23 protein-coding genes are annotated in these 25,030 nt (G+C 36.6%); 14 read left to right on the forward strand and 9 right to left on the reverse strand.

The features are described 5' to 3' along the window. Position 1 precedes the first annotated feature (1 nt). Entirely contained in the window at positions 2–742 is a 741-nt protein-coding gene (locus L634_RS0113855; protein WP_026582964.1) for a glycosyltransferase, read from the forward strand. Next, positions 735–2,489: a glycosyltransferase gene (locus tag L634_RS0113860; protein ID WP_026582965.1), complete on the forward strand. Its 1,755-nt coding sequence runs from the start codon at positions 735–737 to the stop codon at positions 2,487–2,489. Before L634_RS0113855 ends, L634_RS0113860 begins: the two co-directional genes overlap by 8 nt. 31 nt (positions 2,490–2,520) lie before the next feature. Here the strand turns inward: L634_RS0113860 and L634_RS0113865 are convergent, their stop codons facing one another. The 3 genes from L634_RS0113865 to L634_RS0113875 form a co-directional block, all read right to left on the reverse strand. Continuing rightward, complete coding sequence (locus L634_RS0113865; protein ID WP_026582966.1) at positions 2,521–3,597, reverse strand: glycosyltransferase family 4 protein; 1,077 nt, start codon at positions 3,595–3,597, stop codon at positions 2,521–2,523. A gap of 53 nt (positions 3,598–3,650) precedes the next feature. After that, positions 3,651–4,532, reverse strand: a complete 882-nt coding sequence (locus L634_RS0113870) for a glycosyltransferase family 2 protein (protein WP_026582967.1) — start codon at positions 4,530–4,532, stop codon at positions 3,651–3,653. Positions 4,533–5,131: 599 nt separating this feature from the next. Further along, positions 5,132–6,634: a hypothetical protein gene (locus tag L634_RS0113875; RefSeq protein ID WP_157452404.1), complete on the reverse strand. Its 1,503-nt coding sequence runs from the start codon at positions 6,632–6,634 to the stop codon at positions 5,132–5,134. A gap of 352 nt (positions 6,635–6,986) precedes the next feature. On the opposite strand from L634_RS0113875, the gene L634_RS0113880 reads away from it, so the two are divergent. Beyond that, a complete protein-coding gene (locus L634_RS0113880; protein ID WP_026582969.1) occupies positions 6,987–8,231 on the forward strand; it encodes a hypothetical protein in 1,245 nt (414 codons plus the stop codon). 76 nt (positions 8,232–8,307) lie between these two features. Here L634_RS0113880 and L634_RS0113885 read toward each other — a convergent pair whose 3' ends face one another. The 3 genes from L634_RS0113885 to trhA form a co-directional block, all read right to left on the reverse strand. Beyond that, entirely contained in the window at positions 8,308–8,694 is a 387-nt protein-coding gene (locus L634_RS0113885) for a M67 family metallopeptidase (RefSeq protein ID WP_034262690.1), read from the reverse strand. A 327-nt stretch (positions 8,695–9,021) separates the two neighbouring features. After that, positions 9,022–10,173, reverse strand: coding sequence for a hypothetical protein (locus tag L634_RS32265; RefSeq protein ID WP_051428336.1), 1,152 nt, complete (start codon positions 10,171–10,173; stop codon positions 9,022–9,024). Between the two features lie 739 nt (positions 10,174–10,912). Further along, the gene (gene trhA / locus L634_RS0113900) at positions 10,913–11,560 is read right to left on the reverse strand and encodes a PAQR family membrane homeostasis protein TrhA (RefSeq protein ID WP_026582971.1); all 648 of its coding nucleotides are present in this window, start codon (positions 11,558–11,560) and stop codon (positions 10,913–10,915) included. A 347-nt stretch (positions 11,561–11,907) separates the two neighbouring features. Here trhA and L634_RS0113905 point away from each other — a divergent pair, with 347 nt between their 5' ends. Further along, the gene (locus L634_RS0113905) at positions 11,908–12,474 is read left to right on the forward strand and encodes a DUF1836 domain-containing protein (RefSeq protein WP_026582972.1); all 567 of its coding nucleotides are present in this window, start codon (positions 11,908–11,910) and stop codon (positions 12,472–12,474) included. A gap of 754 nt (positions 12,475–13,228) precedes the next feature. On the opposite strand, the gene L634_RS0113910 is transcribed toward L634_RS0113905, so the two are convergent. Beyond that, positions 13,229–14,056 carry an undecaprenyl-diphosphate phosphatase gene (locus tag L634_RS0113910; RefSeq protein ID WP_026582973.1) on the reverse strand — a complete coding sequence of 276 codons (828 nt, stop codon included), beginning with the start codon at positions 14,054–14,056 and terminating at the stop codon, positions 13,229–13,231. Between the two features lie 258 nt (positions 14,057–14,314). Between L634_RS0113910 and L634_RS0113915 the strand changes: the two genes are divergently transcribed. The 5 genes from L634_RS0113915 to L634_RS0113935 all read left to right on the forward strand — a co-directional run bounded on the left by L634_RS0113915 (position 14,315) and on the right by L634_RS0113935 (position 19,019). Next, on the forward strand, positions 14,315–15,376 hold the full coding sequence (locus tag L634_RS0113915) for a multicopper oxidase domain-containing protein (protein ID WP_026582974.1): 1,062 nt from the start codon (positions 14,315–14,317) through the stop codon (positions 15,374–15,376). Positions 15,377–15,505: 129 nt separating this feature from the next. Then, positions 15,506–16,864, forward strand: a complete 1,359-nt coding sequence (locus L634_RS0113920) for a right-handed parallel beta-helix repeat-containing protein (protein WP_026582975.1) — start codon at positions 15,506–15,508, stop codon at positions 16,862–16,864. Next, positions 16,854–17,327, forward strand: coding sequence for a nitrous oxide reductase accessory protein NosL (locus tag L634_RS0113925; protein ID WP_026582976.1), 474 nt, complete (start codon positions 16,854–16,856; stop codon positions 17,325–17,327). The genes L634_RS0113920 and L634_RS0113925 overlap by 11 nt, the downstream gene beginning before the upstream one ends. Before the next feature lie 32 nt (positions 17,328–17,359). Then, positions 17,360–18,307, forward strand: a complete 948-nt coding sequence (locus tag L634_RS0113930) for an ABC transporter permease (RefSeq protein ID WP_026582977.1) — start codon at positions 17,360–17,362, stop codon at positions 18,305–18,307. A 1-nt stretch (position 18,308) separates the two neighbouring features. Then, complete coding sequence (locus L634_RS0113935) at positions 18,309–19,019, forward strand: ABC transporter ATP-binding protein (RefSeq protein ID WP_026582978.1); 711 nt, start codon at positions 18,309–18,311, stop codon at positions 19,017–19,019. Positions 19,020–19,069: 50 nt separating this feature from the next. Here the strand turns inward: L634_RS0113935 and L634_RS0113940 are convergent, their stop codons facing one another. After that, positions 19,070–20,320: a hypothetical protein gene (locus L634_RS0113940; protein ID WP_026582979.1), complete on the reverse strand. Its 1,251-nt coding sequence runs from the start codon at positions 20,318–20,320 to the stop codon at positions 19,070–19,072. Positions 20,321–20,682: 362 nt separating this feature from the next. Between L634_RS0113940 and L634_RS0113945 the strand changes: the two genes are divergently transcribed. The 4 genes from L634_RS0113945 (at position 20,683) to L634_RS0113965 (ending at position 24,074) form a co-directional block, all read left to right on the forward strand. Then, on the forward strand, positions 20,683–21,915 hold the full coding sequence (locus L634_RS0113945) for a hemolysin family protein (RefSeq protein WP_026582980.1): 1,233 nt from the start codon (positions 20,683–20,685) through the stop codon (positions 21,913–21,915). A gap of 430 nt (positions 21,916–22,345) precedes the next feature. Next, entirely contained in the window at positions 22,346–22,495 is a 150-nt protein-coding gene (locus L634_RS33860) for a hypothetical protein (RefSeq protein WP_198029770.1), read from the forward strand. 213 nt (positions 22,496–22,708) lie between these two features. After that, positions 22,709–23,344 carry an FMN-dependent NADH-azoreductase gene (locus tag L634_RS0113960; protein WP_026582982.1) on the forward strand — a complete coding sequence of 212 codons (636 nt, stop codon included), beginning with the start codon at positions 22,709–22,711 and terminating at the stop codon, positions 23,342–23,344. 130 nt (positions 23,345–23,474) lie between these two features. After that, the gene (locus L634_RS0113965) at positions 23,475–24,074 is read left to right on the forward strand and encodes a YdcF family protein (protein ID WP_026582983.1); all 600 of its coding nucleotides are present in this window, start codon (positions 23,475–23,477) and stop codon (positions 24,072–24,074) included. A 48-nt stretch (positions 24,075–24,122) separates the two neighbouring features. Here the strand turns inward: L634_RS0113965 and L634_RS0113970 are convergent, their stop codons facing one another. Continuing rightward, positions 24,123–24,551, reverse strand: a complete 429-nt coding sequence (locus tag L634_RS0113970) for a cell wall hydrolase (protein WP_026582984.1) — start codon at positions 24,549–24,551, stop codon at positions 24,123–24,125. Between the two features lie 297 nt (positions 24,552–24,848). On the opposite strand from L634_RS0113970, the gene tnpA reads away from it, so the two are divergent. Beyond that, positions 24,849–25,030 (forward strand): IS200/IS605 family transposase (gene tnpA, locus L634_RS32725; protein WP_026582985.1); only part of this gene is annotated, 182 nt, incomplete at its 3' end.

Raw genomic sequence — 25,030 nt, forward strand, 5'->3', positions numbered from 1 at the left:
CTTGGATTCCTCTCAACCACTTGTGACCGCAGTAATACCATTTTATAACTGCCAATATGTTAACCAAGCGATTGAAAGCATATTAAGCCAAACATACAAAAATATAGAAATTATTTTGGTGAATGATGGCTCTACTAAATATAATGATTTAATTACACCTTATTTATCTAAAATATTCTATATCGAACAAAAAAATATGGGTGTTGCTTCTGCATTAAATCAAGGTATTAAAAATGCAAACGGAGATTTTCTTGTCTGGCTTAGCTCAGATGATCTTTTTGATGAAAAGAAAATTGAAACACAGCTTTGCTTTATGTTAGAAAATAAATCAATTATAAGCTTTACAAACTTTAATATAATTGATGAAAATAACAGGATTACAAAATTTAATGTAGGAAGAAATTTTACAAATAATTTAGAAATTCTTCAAACGATTAGAAACCACAACCCTATAAATGGATGTACGGTGATGATGTCCAAGAATCTGGTAAAAGCAATTGGATACTTTAATGAGTCACTTAAATATGCACAGGATTATGATTATTGGATACGGGCAGCTCTGCATTTTCCCGTTCATTATTTAAAGATGACTCTAACAAATTATCGTGTCCATAATGAAATGGGATCAATATTACACAACAAGGACCAGATGAAAGAATTTTATAAAGTCAGGGAAAAATATAGATTAGCCATAGATAATCTGATTGTTAAAAAAAAGAACGGGGCGGAGACAGATGTTTAATGAGTCCTTTTCATTCAAAGGAAATGAATATTTGAACTTTTTACCCAATACAAATGGTGTAGCTGATAATTTCAGCTACCAATTTATTGTTCTGGCCAACCCACAAAAAGTCTTAAGCAATAACAAATCGAGTTATCTCATCGCCCCAGCCTCTGCAGAAGGTGACAGTGCAGGGGTAGGAATTATTATGAACGGTCCAGAGATCCGTATCGTTGAATACAATCAGCACAAGTATAATACGGTCATACTCGTTCATTCAGAAACCTCAGTATGGGTTAATCTGGTACTTGTTTATACCGATAAAAAGCCTTTCCTTTATCTAAACGGGAAGCTGGTTGCAACTGGTAAAAAAAGTATGTTTAAACACGTTATTCCGTCTGGTTTTTTAGGCGGGAACGAAAAAGGAGAATGTTTTACAGGAAAAGTCCATTCTATAAAGCTGTGGAAAAAAAGTCTGACACTAGAGCAGGTTGGCCATTTACTTGACAGGAATATTGTAATGCCTTCAACTATTGTCTGGAGTAAGAATTTTCATAATGGAATTACCTATAAGGATGGGCTTCTTTTAGAACCCAAGGTAACGGTTATTATGCCAACATATAACAAGTATTCAGAGATTTTAATGACTCTTCATTCATTAGAATGCCAGCGATTTAGCAAGAAGGAATTTGAGGTTATTATTGCCGATGATGGTTCACTGGATGAAACTTTTAAGATTTTTAACCACCATGCCTTTTCATTTAATATTGTCTATATACGCTCCAACAAGAATATTGGCCGGCCAAATATGAGGAATCTGGGAATTAAAAATGCAAATGGGAAAGTTTTAATTTTTTTAGATTCAGAGATATTGGTAAAGCCTGACTTTATTGACAAGCACTTTAAGGCTCATACGGAAAGAGACCAGGTTGTAGTATGCGGGAGCATGGTTTTGCACGGGGTTTTCACGAAATATCATCCTAAATATAATGACGATCAATTAAGGCAGCTGCAAATCTTAATAAAGAAAAACCCTGCAATGATGGTTAATCTTCCTAACATTTTACGTAATAAAAAACCAGTTAACCTTTTAACAAAAAAACATATTTATGATCAGTCATTCATGAAATATTCATTTGAGAAGCCATTTGTTCAAATTTATAGGGATACATTATTTAACCTCTACGGAAATGAGCTAAAGGAGTTTAACTTCCCTTGGATCCTATTTTGTACAGGTAATGTTTCGGTCAAAGCAAAAGGGATAAAAGAAGTGGGATTATTTGAGGAATATCCAGGGTATGGGTGGGATGATCATGAAATGGGGTACCGCCTATATAAAAAGGGATATACTTTTCTTAATCACACAGGTTTGACTGCATATCATCAAGAGCATCCTATAGCAAAATCGAATCCTTTAGATGCATCGAGAAACTTTGTAAGGATGTTTAATAAATACCCGGAAATTCAGATGAGAATTTTTGCTCTTCACTACATGGGCATCACGTTCCGGCAGCTTAATATTGTTTACTATTCATATTTGAAATTTAGTTTAGCCTACCCTGATGACTATACAGGTGTAAAAAATATCTTTTACAAAATCCTTGAACAAATTGCCCAAAAACTTTGGGATGGCGACAGACTTGTAAATCTTAGCAATGGTTTTTCAAAGGAGGAAATACAGGCAATAAAAAAACAGCTGCAGGTCCTATCAAATCATCCAGAATATTCACCTTTTGCATCCTATTTAAATTATTTACTGGACCTCTGAGCCGGAACAAGACTGCATGTTCCGGCATTACCTATATTTTGATCCTTAAGTTCTTTAACATATCAATAAATTGCTGCCCATATAAATCTGGAGAAAATTCCTTCTTTATGTGATTAAGGGCAGTTAAACGAATATGTTCTCTTAATTCATAATTTGTTAATAATTCTTTCCCTTCATTAAAAGCTTCGGAAATATTCCCAAGAGTGTAATATTTTCCAGTCTTGTTATGAATGATTGAATTTATAACTCCATCAGATTTTGTGGAAAGTACAGGACACTTGCAGCTCATAGCTTCTACAATAGCATATCCGAAGCTTTCAATAATGGAAGTAGAGCAAAGGAATCCTCCAGAGTCACCAACGAGTGAAAAATACTCTGCCATCTTTTCATGAGGAATATTAGAAAAGATATGGACACTTTTTTTCAGCTTCAACTCTTTTATTGTCTGTTGAAATCTTTGCCTCTCATTTGGATCTGAAAGAGAAGAATCTTCAAATAAATAAAGTTTTATATTGGGGTCAAATTCGTTGATAAGTTTATGGCCAATTTTCAAAAATTCATTCCAATTTTTATTTGACTCGATCCGGCCAATCCACATTAAAATAGGATTAATACTTTGGGGTAATTTTTTATATGAGAATTCGCTGGCATTAAAGCAATTATTAAATATAAATTGGGGAAGGGGAAGTACTTGGTTAGAAAGGATTTCTATTATATGCGGTGTTTTTGACATTAATACCCCATCCCCGTATGAAATGGCAAGAGGTATAGCTTTCTTCAGTTCTGATATAGCCATTTCTTTTGTTCCAAGGCCCTGAATTTCAAAAATTAACTTTCCTTTATAACCTAGCTTTTTGAATCTTTCAAGTGCCCTGTAGTCTGAAGTGATGATTACTGCTTTAAAATTTCCGTTATTTAGGATCTTTTTGATTTCGTTATCATTGTTCGAAATAAAAACAGGACCTTCATGCTTATTAACAAGCTCTCGTTTTTTTTGATAATAGAGGAAGTGGCAGTTTATCCCCCGGTTTTTAAGTGCAACAGCCCTCTGCCGATTCAAAGTTTCTACACCGCCGCTCGGTATATAAAATACAAATAATATGTTCATATATCCTCCTTATGAAAAACAGTACTGACGTACCATTAAACTATGTGGAGACACTAAAAATTAACCTTAAACTTATTGAAATACCAATCATCGTCTTTGGTGCGTTTTTTAAAATAATTTCTCCTTTGGTTAAGAACACCGTCTTTTAAAACTTTCAATTCTATTTCTCTAGCCTTTGTACTAACTAACAGTTTTTTGCATTTTTTTATCCTCTCAGCATTGAAATGAGAGTAAGCCAATCGTAGTAGGTTATAATTTACCTCTTCATAACTAATATTGTATGGCTGCTTTTTTCGAAAAAGATGAAGGATTTTTACAGTAGGGAGAATGTGGCATTTATAGCCAAAAAGCCATAGCCTTATAGAAAATTCTATATCTTCATGGCCCCATGTTTTAAAGCCTCTTTCAAAACCACCAACCTTATCAAACACATTTTTTTTTATTGCCAGACAGGCTCCAGGCAATATAGCTGTTTCATTTAGAGCCGCAGGCTTTGGGTTCCATTTAATTCTAAGGTTAGGCTTCAGTGTTTGACCAAAACCGGTGAAGTCATCTTTAGTCATAGAGCCAATTGCAGGTGAAATAGCGTCCGTTTTGCCATAAATTAATGGTTCAAGCAGGCGATCAATCCACCAGTCTTCAAATTCAATATGGGCATCACAAAATATTAGATAAGCCGCTGAAGTGAAATCAGCACCCAAATTCCGTGCATTTGCAGCGCCGATTCCTTTTGTTTCGATAAGTTTAATTTTTTCCTGTCTATAAGAATCTTTTAAAAATTCACAGCAATTATCTGTTGATCCATCGTTTACAATAATGACTTCAAAAGTATAATTTGTTTTCTTTGTAAATAGGGAATCTAACGTTTTTTTTACATTTTCTCCTTCATTTTTAACAGGGAAAATGATAGAAACCATACTAGTAGTGCTTTGCATAAAATAATCCCCTTTTTACCTAATTCTTGGATGTTGGATTCTAATAGGCAAGCCTTTTCCTTATCTGGATGAATCCCATTTTTAAATATATGAGGATACAAACAAAAAAATGAATCCAACATTTTTGAAATAAAACTTTTTAAAATCAATGCAAGCAAATCAACTTTTATACTCAATTATCATAAGGGGAGTGAAAAAAATTGTATCTTTGCCCTAGTCAATAGTACAAGTCGAAATAAAATTTAAATCATAATTTATATTAACCCTCGAAAGGAACTCAGTGGTACTCAGTGGTATTGAAGGATGATTTTAAAAAAGTACTTAAAAAAAATAACTTGCTTATAAAATAAAAAAGTAAGTGAAATTTTAAATTGTTTTTCGTTCCTGAACATTTACCAAGATAAGAGCAATTCAAAACAATTTTAGCAGTTTGGGAGTAACAGGAAATGAAGCAAAAGGTGTCCGATTCCCCATATGAAAGTCATACGGTAATAAAATAAATAGGGTGGCCATTACTTCAGTTTTGCCACCCGCTTTATAATATTGGGGGAATAACAAAATTAGAAAGTTGCAACTCCTGAAGTAATGAGCTGCCGCTTTCATTTCCTAATGTTTTTAAATGGATCCAATGTAGTATTCATAGAGGGATATTGTGAATTATATAAAGGGTGGGATTCAAAGAATCTTTCTAAAGAATAATTTTCGGATAACTTAGTACTTTTGGATGTTTGATTGTTATGATTATTTTTTAATGATACCATTCCGTTTTGAACGTTTTTACTGCTTTGTTTGAACTGGAATTGAGTATGGTTATGATCACTGGGATCTGGCTCCATCTGTCTTGATGAAACAGAAGGTGTCTGCAAGCGGGACTTTTTCTCTATATCTTTATGTGAAAAATAGAATCTTGTCTTTTGCTCATTTTTATCCGAGTCTTTTGGCTGCTTTTGTTTCATTTTTTTAATAAATGATTCCAGCTCCTCACATTTTTGTTCTTTTTCTTTAAGCTGTTTTCCGAGTTTATCTGTTTCTTCTTTTGCCTTTTTCAGTTTTTGTTCAGTTATGTCTATTTTGTTGCGATTCTTTTCGTCTTTCTCCAATAGTTCTTCTAATAGCTGATTTTTTAATTGCTCCTCTTTTTTAAACAAATCCTGCATATCATCAATTTTATTGCTATAAAATTTTTCTTTTTCAACTAAGGCAGCATCCAATCGCGTAATTTCCTTGTTAAGCTGTTTTTCTTTTTCAGTAAGAAGGGAAGCTTTTTCCCTAAGTTGAAGCAATTCTTCAGAATAGGCCTCATGATTCTCAATTAATTGGATATTCAAACGTTCGATTTCTTTAAGATAGGACTCTTTTTCATCTTCGCTTGGGACTTGTTCATTTATTATTTTTTCTATATCTGACTTATATTGCTTTTCTTTTTCTGCCAATAATGATTTTAAACGTTGATTCTCATCAAGGAAGTCCTTTTCTAAATTTTGCTGTTTAGAAATTTCATTCATTAGCTGTTTAATCTCTTGATCATGTTTGATTTCCAGATCCTGTATTTCGCTTAAAAGGGCATTTATTTCTTTCTTATATTCAATTTCACGATCCTGATATGCCTTGATTTCTTCACTTCGAGAATTTATTTGATTTGTATAATCTGATAACTTTGCTTCAAGTTTTTTTATAATTTCTCTATCTTTTTGCATTTGTTCAATTTCAATTAGTAATTCTTTTTGCTGATAAAGCCAATTTGACTGCTTGGCTTCAAAGCTTTTAATTAAATTCCGATATTGCAAGTTTTCTTCTTCGAGAGTACTGTGATGTTTTTTTTCTTTTTGCATTTGTTCTTCATAAGCGGCAGCTTTCTCCTTTATTTGCGCTTCATAAGATTTAAGTTCTTTTTCTAATTGTTCAATCTTATCCCTTAACATTTGTTTATCTTCCTCTTCATTGATTAAATATTGCCGGAGCTTTTCATTTTCCAGAATTAACTCCGAGTATTTATCTTTAAGCTTTTTTAAATTGCTTTTTTTGTATTCCTCCTCATATTTTTGAGCTAAAACCTTATATTTTTCGACCTCTGATTTAAGATGAATAATTAATTGTTCCATTTGCAGGATTGTAAACCTTCTATTGTGTGAGTCATTCAGCATTGCTCTTCTTCTCCATCTATATTAAAGAATATGGTTTGACACCGCATAACTGTTCACATCCTTAGTTGACTGTTTTTAATTTAGAAACTGTTCAACTTGATTAGCATTGTAGTAGTTTTTAAATTGATATTCTTCATATTAATTATATGCATATATCCACTGGATGTTACATTCACAGATTTACTGCTCGGGGATTTGCTGCAATTATCATACAAAGCCTTTAAGAACATAAAATAAATACGTACAATTTTACAGAAGCCCAGATCTATAAAGGGAATATCACAGAAGATTGAAAGAGAGGTTTTGTTTCATGAAAATCCAACTGGGAGATATGTATATTGGTTCCATAGAAAATGAGTATATTCCTGCTTTGTATTTCTTCAGCAGGGAAATGGGTTTTCAGGTTAATTTAGGTGATAAAAAAATGCAGCTGAATACTAGCTTACATGATAAGAAGGTTGGTATATTGCGAGAGAAAACATTAAATCAAAGTCCATTGAGGAAACCTGGGTTGGAGGAAAAGGCACTGGAAACAATTGGAGCTTATATTTCCAAGTGTGGAGCAAAAGTAAGTCACTTAACAGAATTCAATAAGGAAATAAAAATGAACTTAGCATTTTCCTTGGAATTATTTAAAATGCAGGGGCTGAAGCAACCAGTTATGGAAATATACCATGATATAAAAGGAGAACACGACAGGTGGATTCTGCTCCTAAAAGATGAATGTAAAAAATCAGGAATAAAATTTATATCTTATCCAGAAGAAAATTTGGGTGAAACGCCATGGGTCAAAGTGCAATTTATGTTTTCGATTGTAAAAGAAGATATAGAGGAGGAAGAAGTATCAAAGACATTGTCACATATCCTTTCAATTGGTTTGATGTGCATGCTATTAGATAAGGCAGGGTCAGCAGCATTTTCTTTACTGCCCTTTGAGGTGTATGCAGGGTTAATGAACCATTCTGTTAACAAAAAAGAAGTGAACATTCAGCCAAAAAAACCTGTGGATGATAATAAGTCTATAAAAGAAAATATTGTAATAGACAAAGATAAAGAAATGGCAAGTGCTGAAGCATTTTTTGATTATCATCTATTAGTTGATCAAATGCACAGCAGAAATATAAAAATAATAGGAAACTTAAATATAAAAAATACTGGAAATGTTCATCTAAACAATCCAATTGTATGTATTCGGGTAAGTCCCCCCGGCAGCATAAAAATTACAGGACAAATATTGCCTCCACACTTAACTAATACCATGGGAATTCAAACAGGTAACGGAGCAAAGGGGTGGAAATATATGAATAAAGAGTGGTTTAATGAACTAGAGGAAAAGGGAGAATTATGGATAAATACGATTGAGAATCTATGTATACCTGAACAGGAAACAGTTTCTATCCCAAATATTCAAATAAAACTATTGAATAATGAAGATCATAGGAATATACAGGTAGACGCGTTTGTCTTCTTTCAAGAAGAAAGCCTTGAAATACCAGCAAGTAATAAAATATCTCTATTATTAACAAATAATGGAAAGGAAGATAAGCAAAAATAAAATTAATCAAGCCAGCGCATAATATGGATGCTCGGGGTATTAGACCCATGGTCCGCTTACTATACCCCGAGTTTAGTTAAACAATTTGAATTATTTTCGATGTAACATAGTTTTCATTTATTTGATAGGCCTTAATCTTGGGGTAAATAGTTTCAAAAGATATAATAATGTGGAAAAGGTCCGGATGATTATTTAATGCTATGTCCCCTTTTGAGGGATAGGCATCAGCAGTAGGATGTGAATGGTAGATTCCCAGAACCTCTTCATTCTTTTTTTTAATTCGGTTAAATACATGCTCTATTTGCCTGATGTCCATTGAAAATGAAACAGGGCTCTTATCCATATTCTTCATTGGCCAAATAGTAGCTGCCAGTCCTTCTTTTCCAGATAATAAACCGCATGCCTCATTAGGTAATTCTTTCCGGCAGTAATAGACCAACAAATCATAAACATTAGATGTCACTTTTACTATTTCAGGTTGAAAATCATCTGCTTCTGCCGCAACATCCCTTTGTACTGGGTTGCTGAACTTTCATTTTAGCTGGTTTATTCTGTTTCAACTGAACAGGCTGTGCATTGGATATTCCTAACTTTTTCTTAACTTTGCGCTTTAATCTGCCGTTAGCCATTTAATCAACTCCATTATTATTTTGAATATTGGTATCGCTACACCGAAAGAAACAATTGGGTTCCTAATAATAATAAGTTTCAAATAACCAAATTAAGCCAGGAGACAGAATACTTTCTCCTCCTGGCGCAAATGAAAAATTTTGGTTCAGCAGCACTTTTCTTAGAAATTGCTGCCACAATCTTCAACTTCAACCTCAAGTCCAGGGTTAGCCGTTTCATTCAAGTTAATTCGAATAAAGAGGGAAGGACTTGTAATTGTTAGGGTCAAGGTATCCCCTGCTGGATCAACATCGTTCATTACTAAAGTAAAGGTAGCATTTTCCGTTACACCGCCAGAAGGAGTAATAGTACCTGTACCCGTAACACTTAGTCCATTCGTCCCAACCTCAGTTGGCTGATTGAATTCTGCAGCTGTAAATGTAAAACTTTGATCAAGTTCATCATCAGGTGTACCAATTGGTGTTGGTCCCGGTGTATCCAGGAAGCTAACCTGAAGGCTGCTGTTTGCAAGGTTACACTGATCAGCAATTAAGGCTGTTAAATCTAGTTCTCCAGTTGGTGTCGCATTGAAGGTTGCCAGTGCTGCTACTCCTCCTGCATCCTCACCTTCTGCATAAATGATCGTTGCAGGCCCATCGTATTCAGCTGCACCCTGAACAACTGTGTTCAAAGGAGGGAAGAAGGTTGGGCATTGCTGAGGGAACCTAGGGAAAGGAGGGCAGACAGCATTTTCTTCAGGAATCGGAATAACTGGCCGAGGTCCACAGAATCTTGCTTCCACTTCCAATTTCACTTCTGCTTCAACCTGAACATCCTTACACATTACAACATCAATTACGACCATGTTACCAAGCATCTGATTTAGCAATACTGTACATTGAACATCAAAGATATTGCAATTAATTTCTGTACCTTCCGGGAAACACAATATAACATCGTCAACAAAGCTTACTGGTACGACAAAGTTGCAGCCCGGGAGTGCTACACCATTACAGAAAAATTGAACACGAATGTGCACATGGAAAGCTAGAGTAACAATTTGTGCCCCTGGAACTCCAATATCAGCAGGCACAGCCCCAATAAAATCGCAGCTCCTGGTATTTAAAACCTCAGAGCATGTAGCAGTAATACTATTGCCTTCATCCCGGCAAGTTTCAATTTGCGCAAAACACTCATCAGGAATAGGAACCTTATTCCGATCACGATTAGTCAGGACTACCCAGTCATAAACTTTAGTAACACGAATACATTCAGGCCCAATGGGATTTGGCGTAACTTGCTGACCCTGAATGGGCTTGATGTTTTTTTTCATCCAACATCTTTCCTTTCATTAAATTGATGTTTATATCTAGTTCTTTAATATAATATGGTGAATAAGTGGAACGGGTACAGTTATCTTTTAAAATAGGCTATAATAGGCTAAAATCCTTATTTTCTGTTAATCAGCCGTTTTCTGCAGTTGATTCAGGATAAAAAGAAGGAGGATTCTGCATCCATTAATAAAATCAATCTTGTCTACGTCAATTTATGAATTATTTCGAAAGGATTACACAACTTTTATTCCACCTATTTTTTAAAGGCTTTAAATAATATCCCTTTCAGGAGGAAAATTAGTACTGCTAGTAATTTTTTATAGTAAGAGTGTTCAAGTTGGTGTCTGGGGTACAAACATTCATTTTATAGATGAACAAATTTTTTTGGTGAAATTGAAAAAGAAATGAAAAATACCGGGTTAAAATGCAGTTTAAAAATGAAAGTATTTCAATGACAAGGACTTAATATTATATGAAGGGTGAAGAAATTTTGATTCTCACTTTATATTGCTGGAAGGAGAGGAAGAGTTATTGAAGTATTAAAAAGACATTTAACCTTGTCAAATGCCGTTGATTAAATTGATTTAAATTTGATAGTTGTACATATTAGAAAATCCAACTGCTTGTATTTTATAGGATTAAAGACAGGCAGATGGATTTTCCGCTAATTCAATAATTATGACCATAAAATAGCTTTTCAAAGGGATTTTTTATAGAAGATGAAGTGATAACTTTAATTTAAAGCACATACATAAACACACAAAGAAAGTGCGCCATGCTGCCCATCATGATAAAAATATGAAAAATCTCATGAAATCCCAAATGCTTGAACTCAAGGAATTTCGGTTTCACAGCGTAAATAATTCCGCCAATTGTGTATAGGATGCCGCCAAGCACCAATAGGGAAACACCCGCCATGCTCAGCATATCCGAAAGAGGTGAAAAGGCAAATACAATAATCCAGCCCAAGGCGATGTAAAGTGCTGTAGAAAGCCATCTCGGGCAGTTAAACCAGACCATTTTAAAAAGTATACCTGCAGCTGCAACGGCTGTTACAATTGAAAAAAGGACCCAGCCTGTTACCCCGTTTAGAGTGATAAGGCAAAAAGGTGTATAGGATCCTGCAATTAATACGAATATCATAGAATGGTCCAGTTTCCTTAAAAAAGCTATCACTTTATCTTTTGCAATGACCATATGGTAAGTTGCAGATGCTGAATAAAGCAGAATTAAGCTGACCCCAAAAATTGTAACAGCCGCAATACTAAGCGGTGAAGATGTTGTCAAGGAAGCCTTAATAACCATGGCAAGCAGTCCGACAAAGGATAAAATAGCTCCAGCAAGATGAGTTAGGCCATTGATTGGCTCCCGGATGTACGTATTCATTATAATCTCCTCCTAATATTTCCGTATGTAGTTTCGATAACTACTTATAATGGTATAGATAAAACGAAAGGTAGTCAATGTTTACATCTTGGCCTTTTTTATGTAAAATTTATTTATCAGATGGCTGTGTTAAAGATCAATGCTGATTTTGGCACTTTGTTCCCCGATAATGCTTTCGTATTATCTGCACACGGTGCGCTATTTAAATGTCCTGGGGGAATGTTGACAACGGGAGATCCTGCAGGCGCAAAGTAAAGAGGAGCGTCGGTTCTTCTGCGAGCGCTGAGCGCCTTGAGCGAAAATCAACAGACAAGTTTACCACTAATATGAATGATTTGAGGGATAGAATGGAATTGGAAAAGTTAATTGCGGATAATCAAATTCACCTTGAAGATATACCGCAAATAGATTTATATATGGACCAGGTAATTCAGCTTTTTGAAAATACATTCAGCAATACAAGACGGAATGAAGATGAAAAGGTCCTAACGAAGACGATGATTAATAATTATGCGAAGGGGAAACTATTTTTTCCTGTAAAAAATAAGAAGTACTCAAAGGAACATTTAATTTTTATTGCCCTGATTTATCAGCTGAAAGGAGCTTTATCAATCAGCGATATTAAAACTGTCTTAAAGGGAATAAACGAACAGACTGGAGAAGGTGATTTTGATCTTGATCATTTTTATCAGCTATACTTGGACCTGACAAAAATCAATCTGGAAACATTTAAGGGGGAATTGCAAAATCAATCGAGCAGGATAGAAGAAAAGGCCAAGGATCTTAATGAAACAGCATCTGTTCAGCTTGATAAAGTCCTCATGGCAACATCTTTAGTACACATGAGCAATTTATACAGGAAAGCGGCCGAACGCCTGGTTGATGAATTAATAGATGAAAAAGACCACAAATAGACAGGCAATAAATAATATAAAAAAGAAAACCAGGAAACAACACAGCTTCATTCGGGAAATTTTCCATGAAGTTCGTGATTCGGTCATTTTCTCCGTAATTGCCGAGATCATTTTATGGGTGCCAAGGATATTAGTGAAGATGATTAAAAACTTGTTTTAGTATTTCGAGCAATAAAAGAGAAGTAGAACAACTCAAAAGCAACTGGCTCACTATTAGTGGAGATTGCTTATAAAGATAACAATGGAATTTATAAATAAATATGAAGGACATTGGGCAAAGACCCTGAGTGAAGGCAATTTCTCTTACAGCTGGGGTTTTGCCCGCAGCAGACTTAAGATTTGTCCTTCATAAGCTCGATGAAGGACATTTTGTCTGAAGCAAACTCAAGATTTGGCCTTCATAACCTCAATAAAGGACATTTTGCCTGAAGCAGACTCAAGATTTGGCCTTCATAACCTTGATGAAGGACAGCCATATTCAATACTTATAAAAACTAAGTGAAGAAGGTCATTTAAAGCTATGAGGCCCTTTTACCGATAATGAGGGTGCTTTAATGGTCTTTCATTGTAAAGGGAAAGAGGAGGCTGATTCCATCGTAAACCAGGATCCCTTCACCCTGGAAAAATAATATTAAGCCTGTGACATTATTAAATTTTTGGAGGCAAATAAAGAAAATAACTGGTTAATGGAAGCCACTCAAACAATTGGGTAAATAAAATAGGAAAAGCCGGGCCATCAATGGACCGGCTGCTTTTATAAAAATACGAAATAAATCAAGCCTGCCAGCATGATTCTGTAAATGGCAAAAGGGATTAATTTCACCTTATTGATCATCTTTAAAAAGAAGCGGATCGATATTAAAGCAAATACAAATGCGCTTAGAAATCCAGCAATAAAGAAAGGCAGGGCATCGATCGAAAAGTATTCGAGATTTTTCAGCAATGATAGCAAACTGGCTCCGGCCATAATTGGTACAGCCATGATAAATGTGAAATCTGCAGCTGCCCGGTGCGTTAAGCCAAGCAATACACCGCCGGAAATGGTAGAACCTGACCGTGAAAAGCCTGGCCAGAGGGAGAAGCATTGAATCAGCCCGATAGAAAAAGCTTGTTTGTATGTGATTTGATCAACAGTTAGCGTTTTCGGCTGTTTTCCTCCATAAATATCTGCAATGATCATCAGCACTGCTCCAATAACCAATCCTATCAAAACAGTCTCAGTCGAAAACAAATGCTCATCAATATAATCTTCGAATAAAACCCCCAGAATCCCAGCTGGAATTAACCCGACTATGACTTGGGATAGTTTTAAGCGATTCTGTCCTTTTGTCTTATTATTCCTGCTTCCCAGTCCAAGCATTTCTATAAAGCGGTCTTTAAAAATAATGACAACAGCCAAAATGGAGCCAAGCTGAATGACAACCTTAAACGTGTTGGCTTCATACTTTGATAAAAACTCTTTTGAGTGAAGCCACATATCATCCACTATAATCATATGCCCGGTAGAGGACACAGGGGCAAACTCTGTCATGCCTTCAACAAAACCAAGAATAATTGCTTTAATGATTGTTAGCAAATCCAATTCCACTAGTATTTCTCCTTTATCCTTAATAGAAAATCAGAACTCCATTCATTGATTATAACCGCATCTATAAATAATGGGTACATTTTTGTTAGATTAAGGTTTTTAAATTAGTTCTGCGTGTTAACTAAAGTACGATCACTAATTCACAAACTCTTCACAGATTAATGGAGTCTTGTGAGAAAAATCACCAAAAAAAGGCTCTATTTACCATATGATAAAAGCAGATAAACCAATAGTTTAAGAGGAGGAACAAAGATGAAAAGAGGAACAAAATTTTTGGTGACTTCAGCGATTGGCTTAAGTTTATTGGCTGGATGCAGTCAAGGGGCTGTGCCTGAAAAGACCAAGCAGCCTGAGGAAAAAGTGCTTGCAGCAGAATCGAATAAAGTTGAAGCAATTGCGCCTCATAAGGATTTAAATCAGGAGCCGATTCCTTTAAAAGTAGAGAGGGCGGGGCCCAATGAAGTAAACATTGAGATGACTTCCCAGATTACGGACATTGAAATTGACAAAGGAAAATTCTACAAAGCATGGACCTTTAATGGGGAAGCTCCTGGACCAGCTGTCGTAGTCAATGAAGGCGACACCATAATTTTCACATTAAAGAATATGGACCCGGCGATCCCGCATAGCATGGATTTCCATGCTGTTCACGCTGCTCCTTCCAAGGACTTTTCCAACGTGCAGCCGGATGAAACTGGTACTTTCAGCTACCCGGCAAATAAACCTGGCGTGTTTATGTATCACTGCGGTACGTCACCAGTTCTGTCACATATTGCAAATGGAATGCACGGAACTATTATTGTAAAACCGAAAGATGGCTATCCGACAGATAAAGAGATTGATCGAGAATATGCCATTATCCAAAATGAGTGGTACAAATACAATGATCTGGACGATTTCGCAAATGGAGTTCCAAGCCATGTCGTGTTCTCAACAAAGGCCTTGAAGGAAGGAGATCCTAATACCAATGGGGATACTTTCACATTAAAAGACAAGCCGCTTTTGGCAAAGGTGGGAGATAGGGTAAGGTTATATGTCAATAATGTAGGGCCAAACGAAGTCAGCTCATTCCATGTAGTTGGAACGGTATTTGATGATGTTTACATTGACGGCAATCCATTTAATCATTACAAAGGATTGCAAACCGTTATGCTTCCGGCAAGCGGAGGGGCAGTCGTCGAATTCACTGTTACCCGTGTTGGCAGCTATCCAATCGTTACACACCAGTTCAACCATGCACAAAAAGGAGCCGTCGCAACTTTAAAGGTAACAGAGACCGGTGAAGACGACGGCAAGGCTACAATGAGCCATTAAAAATATAAATAAAAACTCAACTAAAAATAAGTATACAAGAAAAATAGAGAAATGTGAATCTTTTTTCCGGCCTCCTCTTTTCAAAAATGGAGGCCGGAAATTTGAAAGAACCGGGCTGGTGAATGCTGAATGTTTATAAGAATAGGCTTGTTTCTAGTCCTTTTTAGTATGATCCTGGCCGGCAAAGCGTTCGGCGAGGAACGGACAGTATCCAATTCTGCTGAACTTATGGATGCCCTGTCCAGCGATGAGGAAGTTTCCGTTATTAAAGTCAAACCCGGAAAATATGAAGGGAATTTTTCAGTAGGAAAAACGGTTCATATTAAAGGGGAAAAGGGAACTGTGATTAAAGGTCCTAATAGAGGCAATGTCATGACAATAGAAGCAGATGATGTCATTGTTGAAGGGTTGATTATAGAGGGGAGCGGTTCGCAAAATGCCGGCATTTATATAAAAGGAGACCGATCCTATATTCATGGGAATGCCTTTAATAATGTTTTTCACGGGATCTATGCCAGTGATTCGTATGGCCATCGCTTAGAAAATAATATGATTTCAAGCTTTGATAGCTCCAAAAGCCATAAGGGTTATGGGATTTATCTCGTTGAGTCGCCAAATACGGCCGTAAAAGGGAATTATTTTTATGATACTCAGGATGGGGTCTATGTTTCTTATTCGGATTTCTGTGAGGTATCACGGAATTCAATGTGGAAAGCGCGTTACGGAGTTCATACAATGGATTCCCGTAATGTTTTAATAGCGAATAACCAGGTGACTGAAAGCATTAATGGCTTAATGATAATGCAAAGCTACGAGATTTTCATAATGGAAAACTATTTCTATTTAAATACAAAGATTGATGGAGCCGGGATGTTTATTTATGACACCTTTGACTCCAAAATTTCTTCTAATATTGTAAAAGGGAATTACAGGGGCATCGTGCTTGAAAATGCTCAAAGAAACAGAATTGAATTTAATACATTGCTGGAAAATGATACTGGACTTGAAATAGGGATCAATTCTAATGATAATACAATCTTTTTTAACAATTATTATCGAAATACAAGACAGATAATCTCTGAAAAAGATAATAGCAATAATTTTAATAAAGATGGTTATGGAAATTATTATGATAACCATGGGTCTTTAAACATGGATAAAGATAGCACGGTCGATTACGCTTACAAAAGCGGGGATATATTTTATCAGATGGCAAGCCGCGAACCTTTATTGCAGGTATTTTTTCAAAGCCCGGCAGTGGAGCTATGGAATACAATTGAACAATACACACCGATCCCTTCTGAATCCCTGATAGTAGATGAAGCGCCTCTGGCAGAACCGGCTCCAATGAAACGGAAGGAAACCTCCGCTAAAACGGGTGACACTGCTCGCAGCCATGACATCAATATAATTCTATTTTTTGTCATAGCCTTATTCGGAAGCTTGTTTATTTTATTTAACGCAGGGAGGAAACGGCATGAAGCTTAAACAAATTATCTATATGTCATGCTTAACTATACTGCTGGCAGCCTGTACGTCGGAAGCGGCGAAGCCCGTCGATATAAGGCAAAATGAAGATAGCTGTGATGTTTGCCATATGGGCATTGAAGAAATGGACGCCGCAGCACAGATGATTTTAAAAAATGGCAAGCCTGTTCTTTTTGACGATATTGGATGCATGGTGGAATATTTTCAAAAAGAAAAACCGGAATATGAAGCTGCTTTTGTTCATGATTATCAAACCAAAGAATGGATATCATTCGATGCAAGCTGGTTTGTTCACGATCAGAATATTGCCAGTCCGATGAGCTATGGTATCGCTGCATTTCATTCAGAAGAAGATGCACTCGCATTTCTTGAAGAGCATGAAGGTGAAGCGTATTCAAAGGATGATTTGCTGAATGCAGATTTAAACAGCTTTAAGAAACCTGGAATGAAACATAGCCACTAGGTGTATGTGAGCCTCATAAGGAGGGAATGGATATGAAGTCTGCTTTGTTATTCTCTATGACAAAGCATGAATTGCGGCTGCTTTTGAGAAGCAGATGGCTTCTGAATTTTATGATTCTATTTATATTTTTGTCTGGGCTTCTATATTTTTATGGACTTCAATCTGTAAAGTCTGACCAGGCTGAAATATCCTATGGAATAGAGGGTGTAAAGACAAATATTGATACAATGGGAGTGAACCCTGAATATTATGGACTTCAGGAAATGAAGCAGAAAGAACAGGGAAACGCGAACCAATCTGCTTATAGCCGTTCAATTGCGATGCTGATTAATCTGTCATTGTGGCTGCTCCCAATCATTTGTATGATCCTTGGGGCAAATTCAATTATTTCTGATAAAGAAAACGGCAGATTTTCATTATATAAAACCTATCAAGCCTCTTTAGGCTATTATATGGCCAGCAAGTTTTTGTCTCTGGTCCTATCGATGTTTATCGTAATGGGTGTATCATATGGTCTGTTTGGATTTATCCTTTCACTTTCCGGAAATTCAATTGCCGCTGGAATTTATCAGATTTTTATGCTGGTCAATATGTTTCTGATTCTTGTTTTCTCTGCTGCTTCATTGATGGCAGGTGCAGTTTCAAAAACAAGAATGCAAGGATTTTCATTGGCGCTGTTTTTCTGGAGCTTCGTTGTCTTTGTCTATGAATTCATTATTTTTTCAGCTATTGATTTAATTCCGTATTCGTTTAAGCAAAGCATCCTATTTTTTTTCATATTGCTAAATCCAATTGAGTCTATTCGGGTTTGGTCCATATCCAGATTAAACGCAGAATATGTATTCGGGCCAGAATACTTAATGATTGAGCAATGGGGAAGAAATGGCATTCTTACGCTATCTTTAATAATATCGCTGGCAGCGATCATTCTGTTTACAATAGGTTCATCCACCCAGCTTTTAAAGAAAAGGGGTGTATAATTTGATAATTGAATTAACGGATTTATCAAAAGCCTATAAAAAGAAGACTGCATTGTGGCCTGTGAACATTTGTATAGAAAAAGGTGAATGTGTTGTTTTATGCGGAGGAAACGGGGCAGGGAAGAGCACATTGATCAAGCTTCTTACTGGTGTTGAAAAACCATCCAAAGGAAAGGCGGCATTTCATTCCAAGCAAAAGAAAGGTTTTGCCTATATGCCCGACCAAATGAATTTTCCGCCAGAACTTACCCCTATAGAAATTCTGCAGTATTATGGTCAATTATTAAATAAAGGCAAGGGTTCCATTAAGGCTGTTTTAGAAAAAGTTGGGTTATGGGAGAAGAGGAATCAAAGAGTCGGAGGCTTCTCCAAAGGAATGTCGCAGCGTCTTAATCTTGCACAATGCCTCTTGGCAGATACAGATATCTATATTCTTGATGAACCGACAAACGGACTCGACCCATTTTGGGTGATTCAGCTGAAGGAAATCATTAAGCAACTTAAAATCAGAAACAAAACGGTCATTGTCAGCAGCCACATTATGCGGGATGCTATTGAAATCGCTGATAAAGTGCTAATTTTATTTAATGGAAAAGTAAAGTCTTATGGCACACTGAATAAAATATATGAAGAATACAAGTGCGGTTCGCTTGAAGAAGTATTTCTGTTCATCCATAAAAGCGAGCAGCAGAATAAAAGTGAGGAGGCCTAAAGGTCAGCAAAAAAGCGATTCCTATTATGGGCAATCGCTTTTTACATTATCTAATTTATATAAAAGGAATAACTCTCGACCCCTTTTGCCCATCGTTTTGCATTTTTTCCGCTGCTGTCTGCCATCCAAATATCTCCGTCTTCTTGAGCGATTTTTTTGCGAATCCATGTAATTTTGTCAGCTTGCTTAAGATAAAGCGGGTGATAGTCTCCAATTGATGGCTTTGGATAGGTTACTCGAGTTTGATGTGGCGTGTCTAAACGGACTATACACAGTGCAGGCTCTGGCCGCTTTTGAGGATCATTTGACCATTCGCTTTCAACTACTCTTGACACAATAAGGGTTCGATTGTCCACCCAAGTAAAACCCATTTCTGCAAATCTGCGAGGGGTAAGGTTCAGTGTCCTATAGGCCGGCAATTCTGTTACTTTAAGATTTTTATTTTTGAAGCCAAATACAATCCTTCCGCCGCCTGCAATATATCCCAATAAATTTTCAGAAGGCGCCCATTTGGGAACATCCAAATGAAGAATCATTTCATCAAGAACTTTAAAGTTTTTTCCATCAGCCCTCATGACACAAACCATATCGCTATCCATTGATAAAGATGCAGTAGGATTTACGATGAAGGAGATCCATTTGCCATCAGGTGAAAATTCGAAAGTGGTGGCATTGATGGACATTATTGTCGCATTGCCGTTTCCGATTTCCTTTGGAATTATAAATAGCGGTTTTGCATTCTCATTCAGTTTGACATCTTTCAAATTTTCAGGCAATGCAACTCTATAAAGGACTGGACTTGTCCAGCCATCAGGCCTCGGAACAGCACTTGATGATGCTACTAAGCTTTTGCCGTCAGGATACCAATTAAAGTCATCAACCCCCAAAGCCACATTATAAAACTGGTTTAAATCAGAAACATTTAATACTCCTCCAGCAGTAAATGCAATTCTGTTATCAATAGGAGACCACTTGGCATTGCCCCCATTTCGAAAAATAAGCCTATGTTTCCCTGACTTAAGGTTATAAACCCATATATCTGATTGATTCTCCAAATTTGGATTAATCGGCTCCTTGGATTCTTTTTCATATGTTAGCCATTGCCCATCATGCAACCATTTCGGGGAGTGATAATATTTAGCAGGTTCAGCAGAAATTTGCTCTGCCTTATTGCCGATTTTTAACCATAAATGTCCATTTCGAATAAAAGCAGCCTTGACCTGTTGTTCCCCAGTTTGCCCAAATGCCACAGCAGGAAAGAGGAGGATGATGCAGCTGATTAAGAAAAGAAGTTTCCTCATGTATCTTCCTTCTTTCAATTCATTATTTCAACGCAAATATTAGTATTGGCATGTTTAGAGCTTTTATAGAAAAAGATCCTTTAAAAATGAAACGAAAGATCCAACAGGCCGTATTGCATAGTAAACATTAAAAATTTGATTGGGGTGCTGAAGGCATTTTTTGCTGAAGCTGTAAAAAATGCCCTATATGCCTATTTTCTTGAATAGCCAGCATTATTTTGAAGTCATTTCTTTTTTATAATCCATTCAAGTGCTCTATAATATAAATCATTAATTAAAACTTGAGCGAAGAAAGGTGTTTTGCCTATACAAAGTGGGTACAAATAACAATACAAATGTACAAATAATGGAGGAAACGAACTTTGTTTATCGCTATACTGTTTTTTATGCTTATGTCATTCTTCCTGTCGGGAAGTGAGACAGCCTTAACAGCAGTTAACAAAATGAAATTGAAAACAAGAGCAGAAAACAATGACAAAAAAGCACAAAAGATCCTGGAATTGGTATCAAAACCGGATGAATTAATTACCGGAATTTTAATCGGGAACAATGTCGCAAATATTATGCTGCCAACTCTTGTAACAATTATTGCCATCGAATATGGAATTAACGTGGGAGTTGCAACCGGAATTCTAACTGTAGCGCTCATTATATTTGCAGAGGTCATCCCCAAATCAATTGCCGCTACATTTGCCGATCGAATTGCTTATCTTGTGTTTCCAATTATCAGGCTATTATTAATCATTTTAAAGCCATTAACCTGGTTATTGTCCAAACTCACAAGGGCTATTATTAAGCTATTGTCAAAAAATACCCCTGAATCGGTTTCAGTTTCCAAAGAAGAACTCATTACGATGGTGGATATTGCAACTAGCGAGGGAACATTCCAAGCAGAAGAAACCCAGAGGATTAAAGGGGTTATTGACTTTTATAAATTGGACGTAAGGGACGCTCTTAAAACTCCCCGGATGGAAATCGAAGGCATACCTTTTGATGCAACCATTGATGAGGCCAAGGATATTGTTATGGATAACCGGTTTACAAGGTATCCGGTTTATAAAGAGAATATGGATAACATTATTGGCGTTTTCCACTCAAAACTATTGCTGGCATGGTCAAATCACCCGGATAAAACGCTAAAGGATTTCACGGACCTTGAACCTTTATTTGTCTATGAGTTCCATAGAATCGATAAAGTTTTCAAAATGATGATGAGGGAAAGAAAACATCTTGCCATCGTTCTAGATGAATATGGCGGTACAGAAGGCATTATTACACATGAAGATATACTTGAAGCAATGCTCGGCCAGGAAATTGAAGACGAGACGGACGAAGATAGTGAGGTTCTAATCGAAGAATTAACTGAAAACCATATTATTGTACATGCAAAACTCGCCATTCGCAGAATTAATGAAGCCTTTAAAACAAAGATCCCTGAAGAGGAAGATATTTTGGCAGGATTTCTATTGAAAGAAATGGGCCATTTTCCTGAAGAAGGGGAAACATTCGAATACCATCATTTGCATTTTGAGATCAAATCTATTGAAGATAATAGGCTAAAACTCGTCGAAATTAAGAAAAAAGCCCCGAATTAAAGTGAAACTTCCATCTCACACTGCCCGTTAGCAAGGGAATAAAAGTTATGCATTATTTCCATTTGGAGATAATGCTTTTTTTCTGTTAACCTTGCCCTTGCAGTTTCTTCCGACGCTTTGAGCTGCAGGCAGTCGGACACCTTAGTCTTTTTTCCTGCAGATTCGTCTAATGGCACGCTCCTCCCACTGAAAGTTTGCTTCCTGCAAAATCCCCAAACGAAAGAAATATGAATTCCATTTTAGACAAATTCTCCAGTCCACAGCATGCTCAAATTATTAATACGTTTTTTACAGCCAACCATAATAAAAAGTAATAAGCAGGGAACTCTATAAAAAAGGGAAATAAAATAAATAGATTTTTGTATTTTCTGATAAAATGGGCCTATTTCAGCATATAATAAACACAATAACTTTTACGAGGTGATTTTACATGGATCAAAAGCCTTATCATTATGATGGAAGCGTACAAATAAACTATGAAAAAAGCGAAGACCTAAATAATAACATTCCTTTTGAAATGACAGAGGAAATGAGAAAAAATATCGGGCGTAACCAGTATGCCCCAGAAGATCAGGCTTAAGGACCCCATTAGGGTCTTTTTTTAATTTTGGAATTAATTAAGGAATATTTATAATCAAATAAATAAGCTCGTGAGCAAATGAGTTGAATTTGGATGTTATTTCGAATAATATTATCTCGAATTCAGAATAAAATTTATTCAGCCTGCAGGTGAATACATATCATGTTTCTGATTCAAACTAAAATATCATTTTATACAGAAAGGTGATTGATTATGGCACAAGTATTATATATTACTGCACACCCTCATGATGATAAGATGTCATACAGCATGGCAGTAGGAAAAGCATTTATTGACGCGTATAAAGAAGCAAATCCGAATGATGAAGTGGTTCATATTGATTTGTATAAAGAAAATATTCCCCATATTGATGTAGATGTGTTTAGCGGATGGGGCAAGCTTCAATCCGGCAAAGGATTCGAGGAACTTTCAGAAGATGAAAAAGCTAAGGTTGGCCGCTTATCTGAATTAAGCGAACAATTTGTTGCAGCCGATAAATATGTTTTCGTTACACCACTTTGGAACTTCTCATTCCCGCCTGTTATGAAAGCGTATCTGGACTCTGTTGCAGTTGCCGGAAAAACGTTCAAGTATACTGCAGAAGGCCCAATTGGATTACTTACCGATAAAAAAGCTCTTCATATTCAAGCCCGCGGCGGTATCTATTCTGAAGGACCTGCAGCTGAAATGGAAATGGGACACCGTTACCTTAATATTATTATGAATTTCTTCGGCGTCCCTTCATTTGATGGAATCTTTGTAGAAGGGCATAATGCGATGCCTGAAAAAGCAGAAGAAATTAAAGCAAATGCCATTGCCCGTGCAAAGGAGAAGGCGCAAACATTCTAATCAGCAAAAAGCAGCGGAATCCGCTGCTTTTTATTTTGCCCGAAAAATAGGCATTCCCATTAGAGCTTCTTGTCCAGAATGAATAGTATAATAAAGGAGCAATACATGGATAAGAGAAGGGGGAGGCCGTATGAAAATTTCCGAACTTAATCCTGAAAAATTGAGTGATGAAGATATAGCAAGGCTGCTTTACTCCTGTATTACGGATGATATGAAAGACGGAGATTGCATATTTGTCCCTGGGAGCAGCAAGGCCGCTGAGTATCGGCTTCCGGAAGCGATACGGCTTTACAAAGAGGGAAGGGCAAACAAGATTCTTTTTTCTGGAGGCGTAGTGTGGCCAGGCAGCAACTTAACAGAAGCAGAAATTTTAAAGATTAAGGCTATCGATATGGGTGTTCCCAAAGAGGATATATTAGTGGAAGATATGTCACTCCATACAAAGGAGAATGTCCTGGCTTCGATGCTGGTGCTTGACCGGATAATTGGACTTCAAAACGTTAACCGTTTAATTATTGTGACGGCTCCATTTCATATGCGGAGGATGTTTTTAACGATGAAGACCTACATGCCAAAATGGATTGAATACTCTTTAGTTTGTGCAAACGATGGTTCTACAAGAGCTGACAATTGGTTTTTAAATCCCTATGGACGGAAAAGGGCAGAGGATGAGGCGAAAAAAATTATTTCCTATGTCCAGCAGGGGATATTATATGATATGGACATATAAATAAAGCCGAAAAAAATTCCTGCCACGATTAGGATGGCAGGAACTTTTTTAAAAGGTATTATAAATATTCTCACATTCTTCTGCAGTCGGCTCATAAAAACAATGCAGCTTGTATCTTCCAACATGCGGCTGGTTATACCAGGTTGGCGGGCAATCGCCAGGCGGCCTGAAATACCATAAGGAGAACTTGGAAGGCCAAAGCCTTTCCCCATTAATGGCCCTGCGGGCAAGCCTTTTCTCAGCTTCTCTGGCTCTTTGATAAAAATACCCCTTTTGAACTGCTTCAAAGGCATGCTCCTGATAAATCATTTGGGGAATGGTACGAAGGCCTACAAAATCTGAACAATTGGCTCTTATTCGATTGATGCCCACATTTCCAACCATCAGCATTCCCTGCTGTCCTTCACCTTCCGCTTCTGCACGCAGGAGCCGGGCCAATAAATCAATATCCGCTTCGCGGGCATTAACAACTGCCATATTCTCACCGCCATATCAAAAATTTGTGTTAGGCTGTTATAGGTTATGCATGAATAAATGAAATGTTCAAAGACTAGCAGCGTTAAGTCCTTTTTAACAATGGCAAAACCCTCATAAAAAAGCATCTGCAAATTTTATATGCAGATGCTTTTTATTTATTATAGGTTTTAAAACCACGTGCTCTGCACGTGTGAAAACAAAGCTTCTAGAGTGGTAATGTGACATAAAAAAACTCCTATCGTTATAATAGAAACTGGCCGTCAAACCAACTTCTATATAACGAAAGGAGCAGTACTCATGAGTGACAATAGTTTATCACATACCAGGTGGAATTGTAAGTACCACATCGTTTTCATCCCAAAATACAGAAGAAAAGTAATTTATGGAAAGTTGAGACGAGATATAGGAGCGATATTGAGAAGGCTGTGTGAAATGAAAGATGTGGAAATCATTGAAGCACATGCTATGCCAGACCACAT

This window comes from Bacillus sp. J33 (assembly GCF_000518885.1).
In the GTDB taxonomy this organism is placed as follows: Bacteria; Bacillota; Bacilli; order Bacillales; family Cytobacillaceae; genus Cytobacillus.

What these genes read in the sequence shown, in the direction of transcription:
- L634_RS0113880 (WP_026582969.1), top strand. Translation starts at nt 6,987, where the DNA reads ATGAAAATCCAACTGGGAGATATGTATATTGGTTCCATAGAAAATGAG.
- L634_RS33860 (WP_198029770.1), top strand. Translation starts at nt 22,346, where the DNA reads ATGGATCAAAAGCCTTATCATTATGATGGAAGCGTACAAATAAACTAT.
- L634_RS0113930 (WP_026582977.1), top strand. Translation starts at nt 17,360, where the DNA reads ATGAAGTCTGCTTTGTTATTCTCTATGACAAAGCATGAATTGCGGCTG.
- trhA (WP_026582971.1), bottom strand. Translation starts at nt 11,560, where the DNA reads ATGAATACGTACATCCGGGAGCCAATCAATGGCCTAACTCATCTTGCT.
- L634_RS32265 (WP_051428336.1), bottom strand. Translation starts at nt 10,173, where the DNA reads ATGAAAAAAAACATCAAGCCCATTCAGGGTCAGCAAGTTACGCCAAAT.
- L634_RS0113860 (WP_026582965.1), top strand. Translation starts at nt 735, where the DNA reads ATGTTTAATGAGTCCTTTTCATTCAAAGGAAATGAATATTTGAACTTT.
- L634_RS0113875 (WP_157452404.1), bottom strand. Translation starts at nt 6,634, where the DNA reads ATGGAACAATTAATTATTCATCTTAAATCAGAGGTCGAAAAATATAAG.
- L634_RS0113920 (WP_026582975.1), top strand. Translation starts at nt 15,506, where the DNA reads ATGTTTATAAGAATAGGCTTGTTTCTAGTCCTTTTTAGTATGATCCTG.
- L634_RS0113960 (WP_026582982.1), top strand. Translation starts at nt 22,709, where the DNA reads ATGGCACAAGTATTATATATTACTGCACACCCTCATGATGATAAGATG.
- L634_RS0113905 (WP_026582972.1), top strand. Translation starts at nt 11,908, where the DNA reads ATGGAATTGGAAAAGTTAATTGCGGATAATCAAATTCACCTTGAAGAT.
- L634_RS0113870 (WP_026582967.1), bottom strand. Translation starts at nt 4,532, where the DNA reads ATGCAAAGCACTACTAGTATGGTTTCTATCATTTTCCCTGTTAAAAAT.
- L634_RS0113965 (WP_026582983.1), top strand. Translation starts at nt 23,475, where the DNA reads ATGAAAATTTCCGAACTTAATCCTGAAAAATTGAGTGATGAAGATATA.
- L634_RS0113915 (WP_026582974.1), top strand. Translation starts at nt 14,315, where the DNA reads ATGAAAAGAGGAACAAAATTTTTGGTGACTTCAGCGATTGGCTTAAGT.
- L634_RS0113970 (WP_026582984.1), bottom strand. Translation starts at nt 24,551, where the DNA reads ATGGCAGTTGTTAATGCCCGCGAAGCGGATATTGATTTATTGGCCCGG.
- L634_RS0113940 (WP_026582979.1), bottom strand. Translation starts at nt 20,320, where the DNA reads ATGAGGAAACTTCTTTTCTTAATCAGCTGCATCATCCTCCTCTTTCCT.
- L634_RS0113925 (WP_026582976.1), top strand. Translation starts at nt 16,854, where the DNA reads ATGAAGCTTAAACAAATTATCTATATGTCATGCTTAACTATACTGCTG.
- L634_RS0113865 (WP_026582966.1), bottom strand. Translation starts at nt 3,597, where the DNA reads ATGAACATATTATTTGTATTTTATATACCGAGCGGCGGTGTAGAAACT.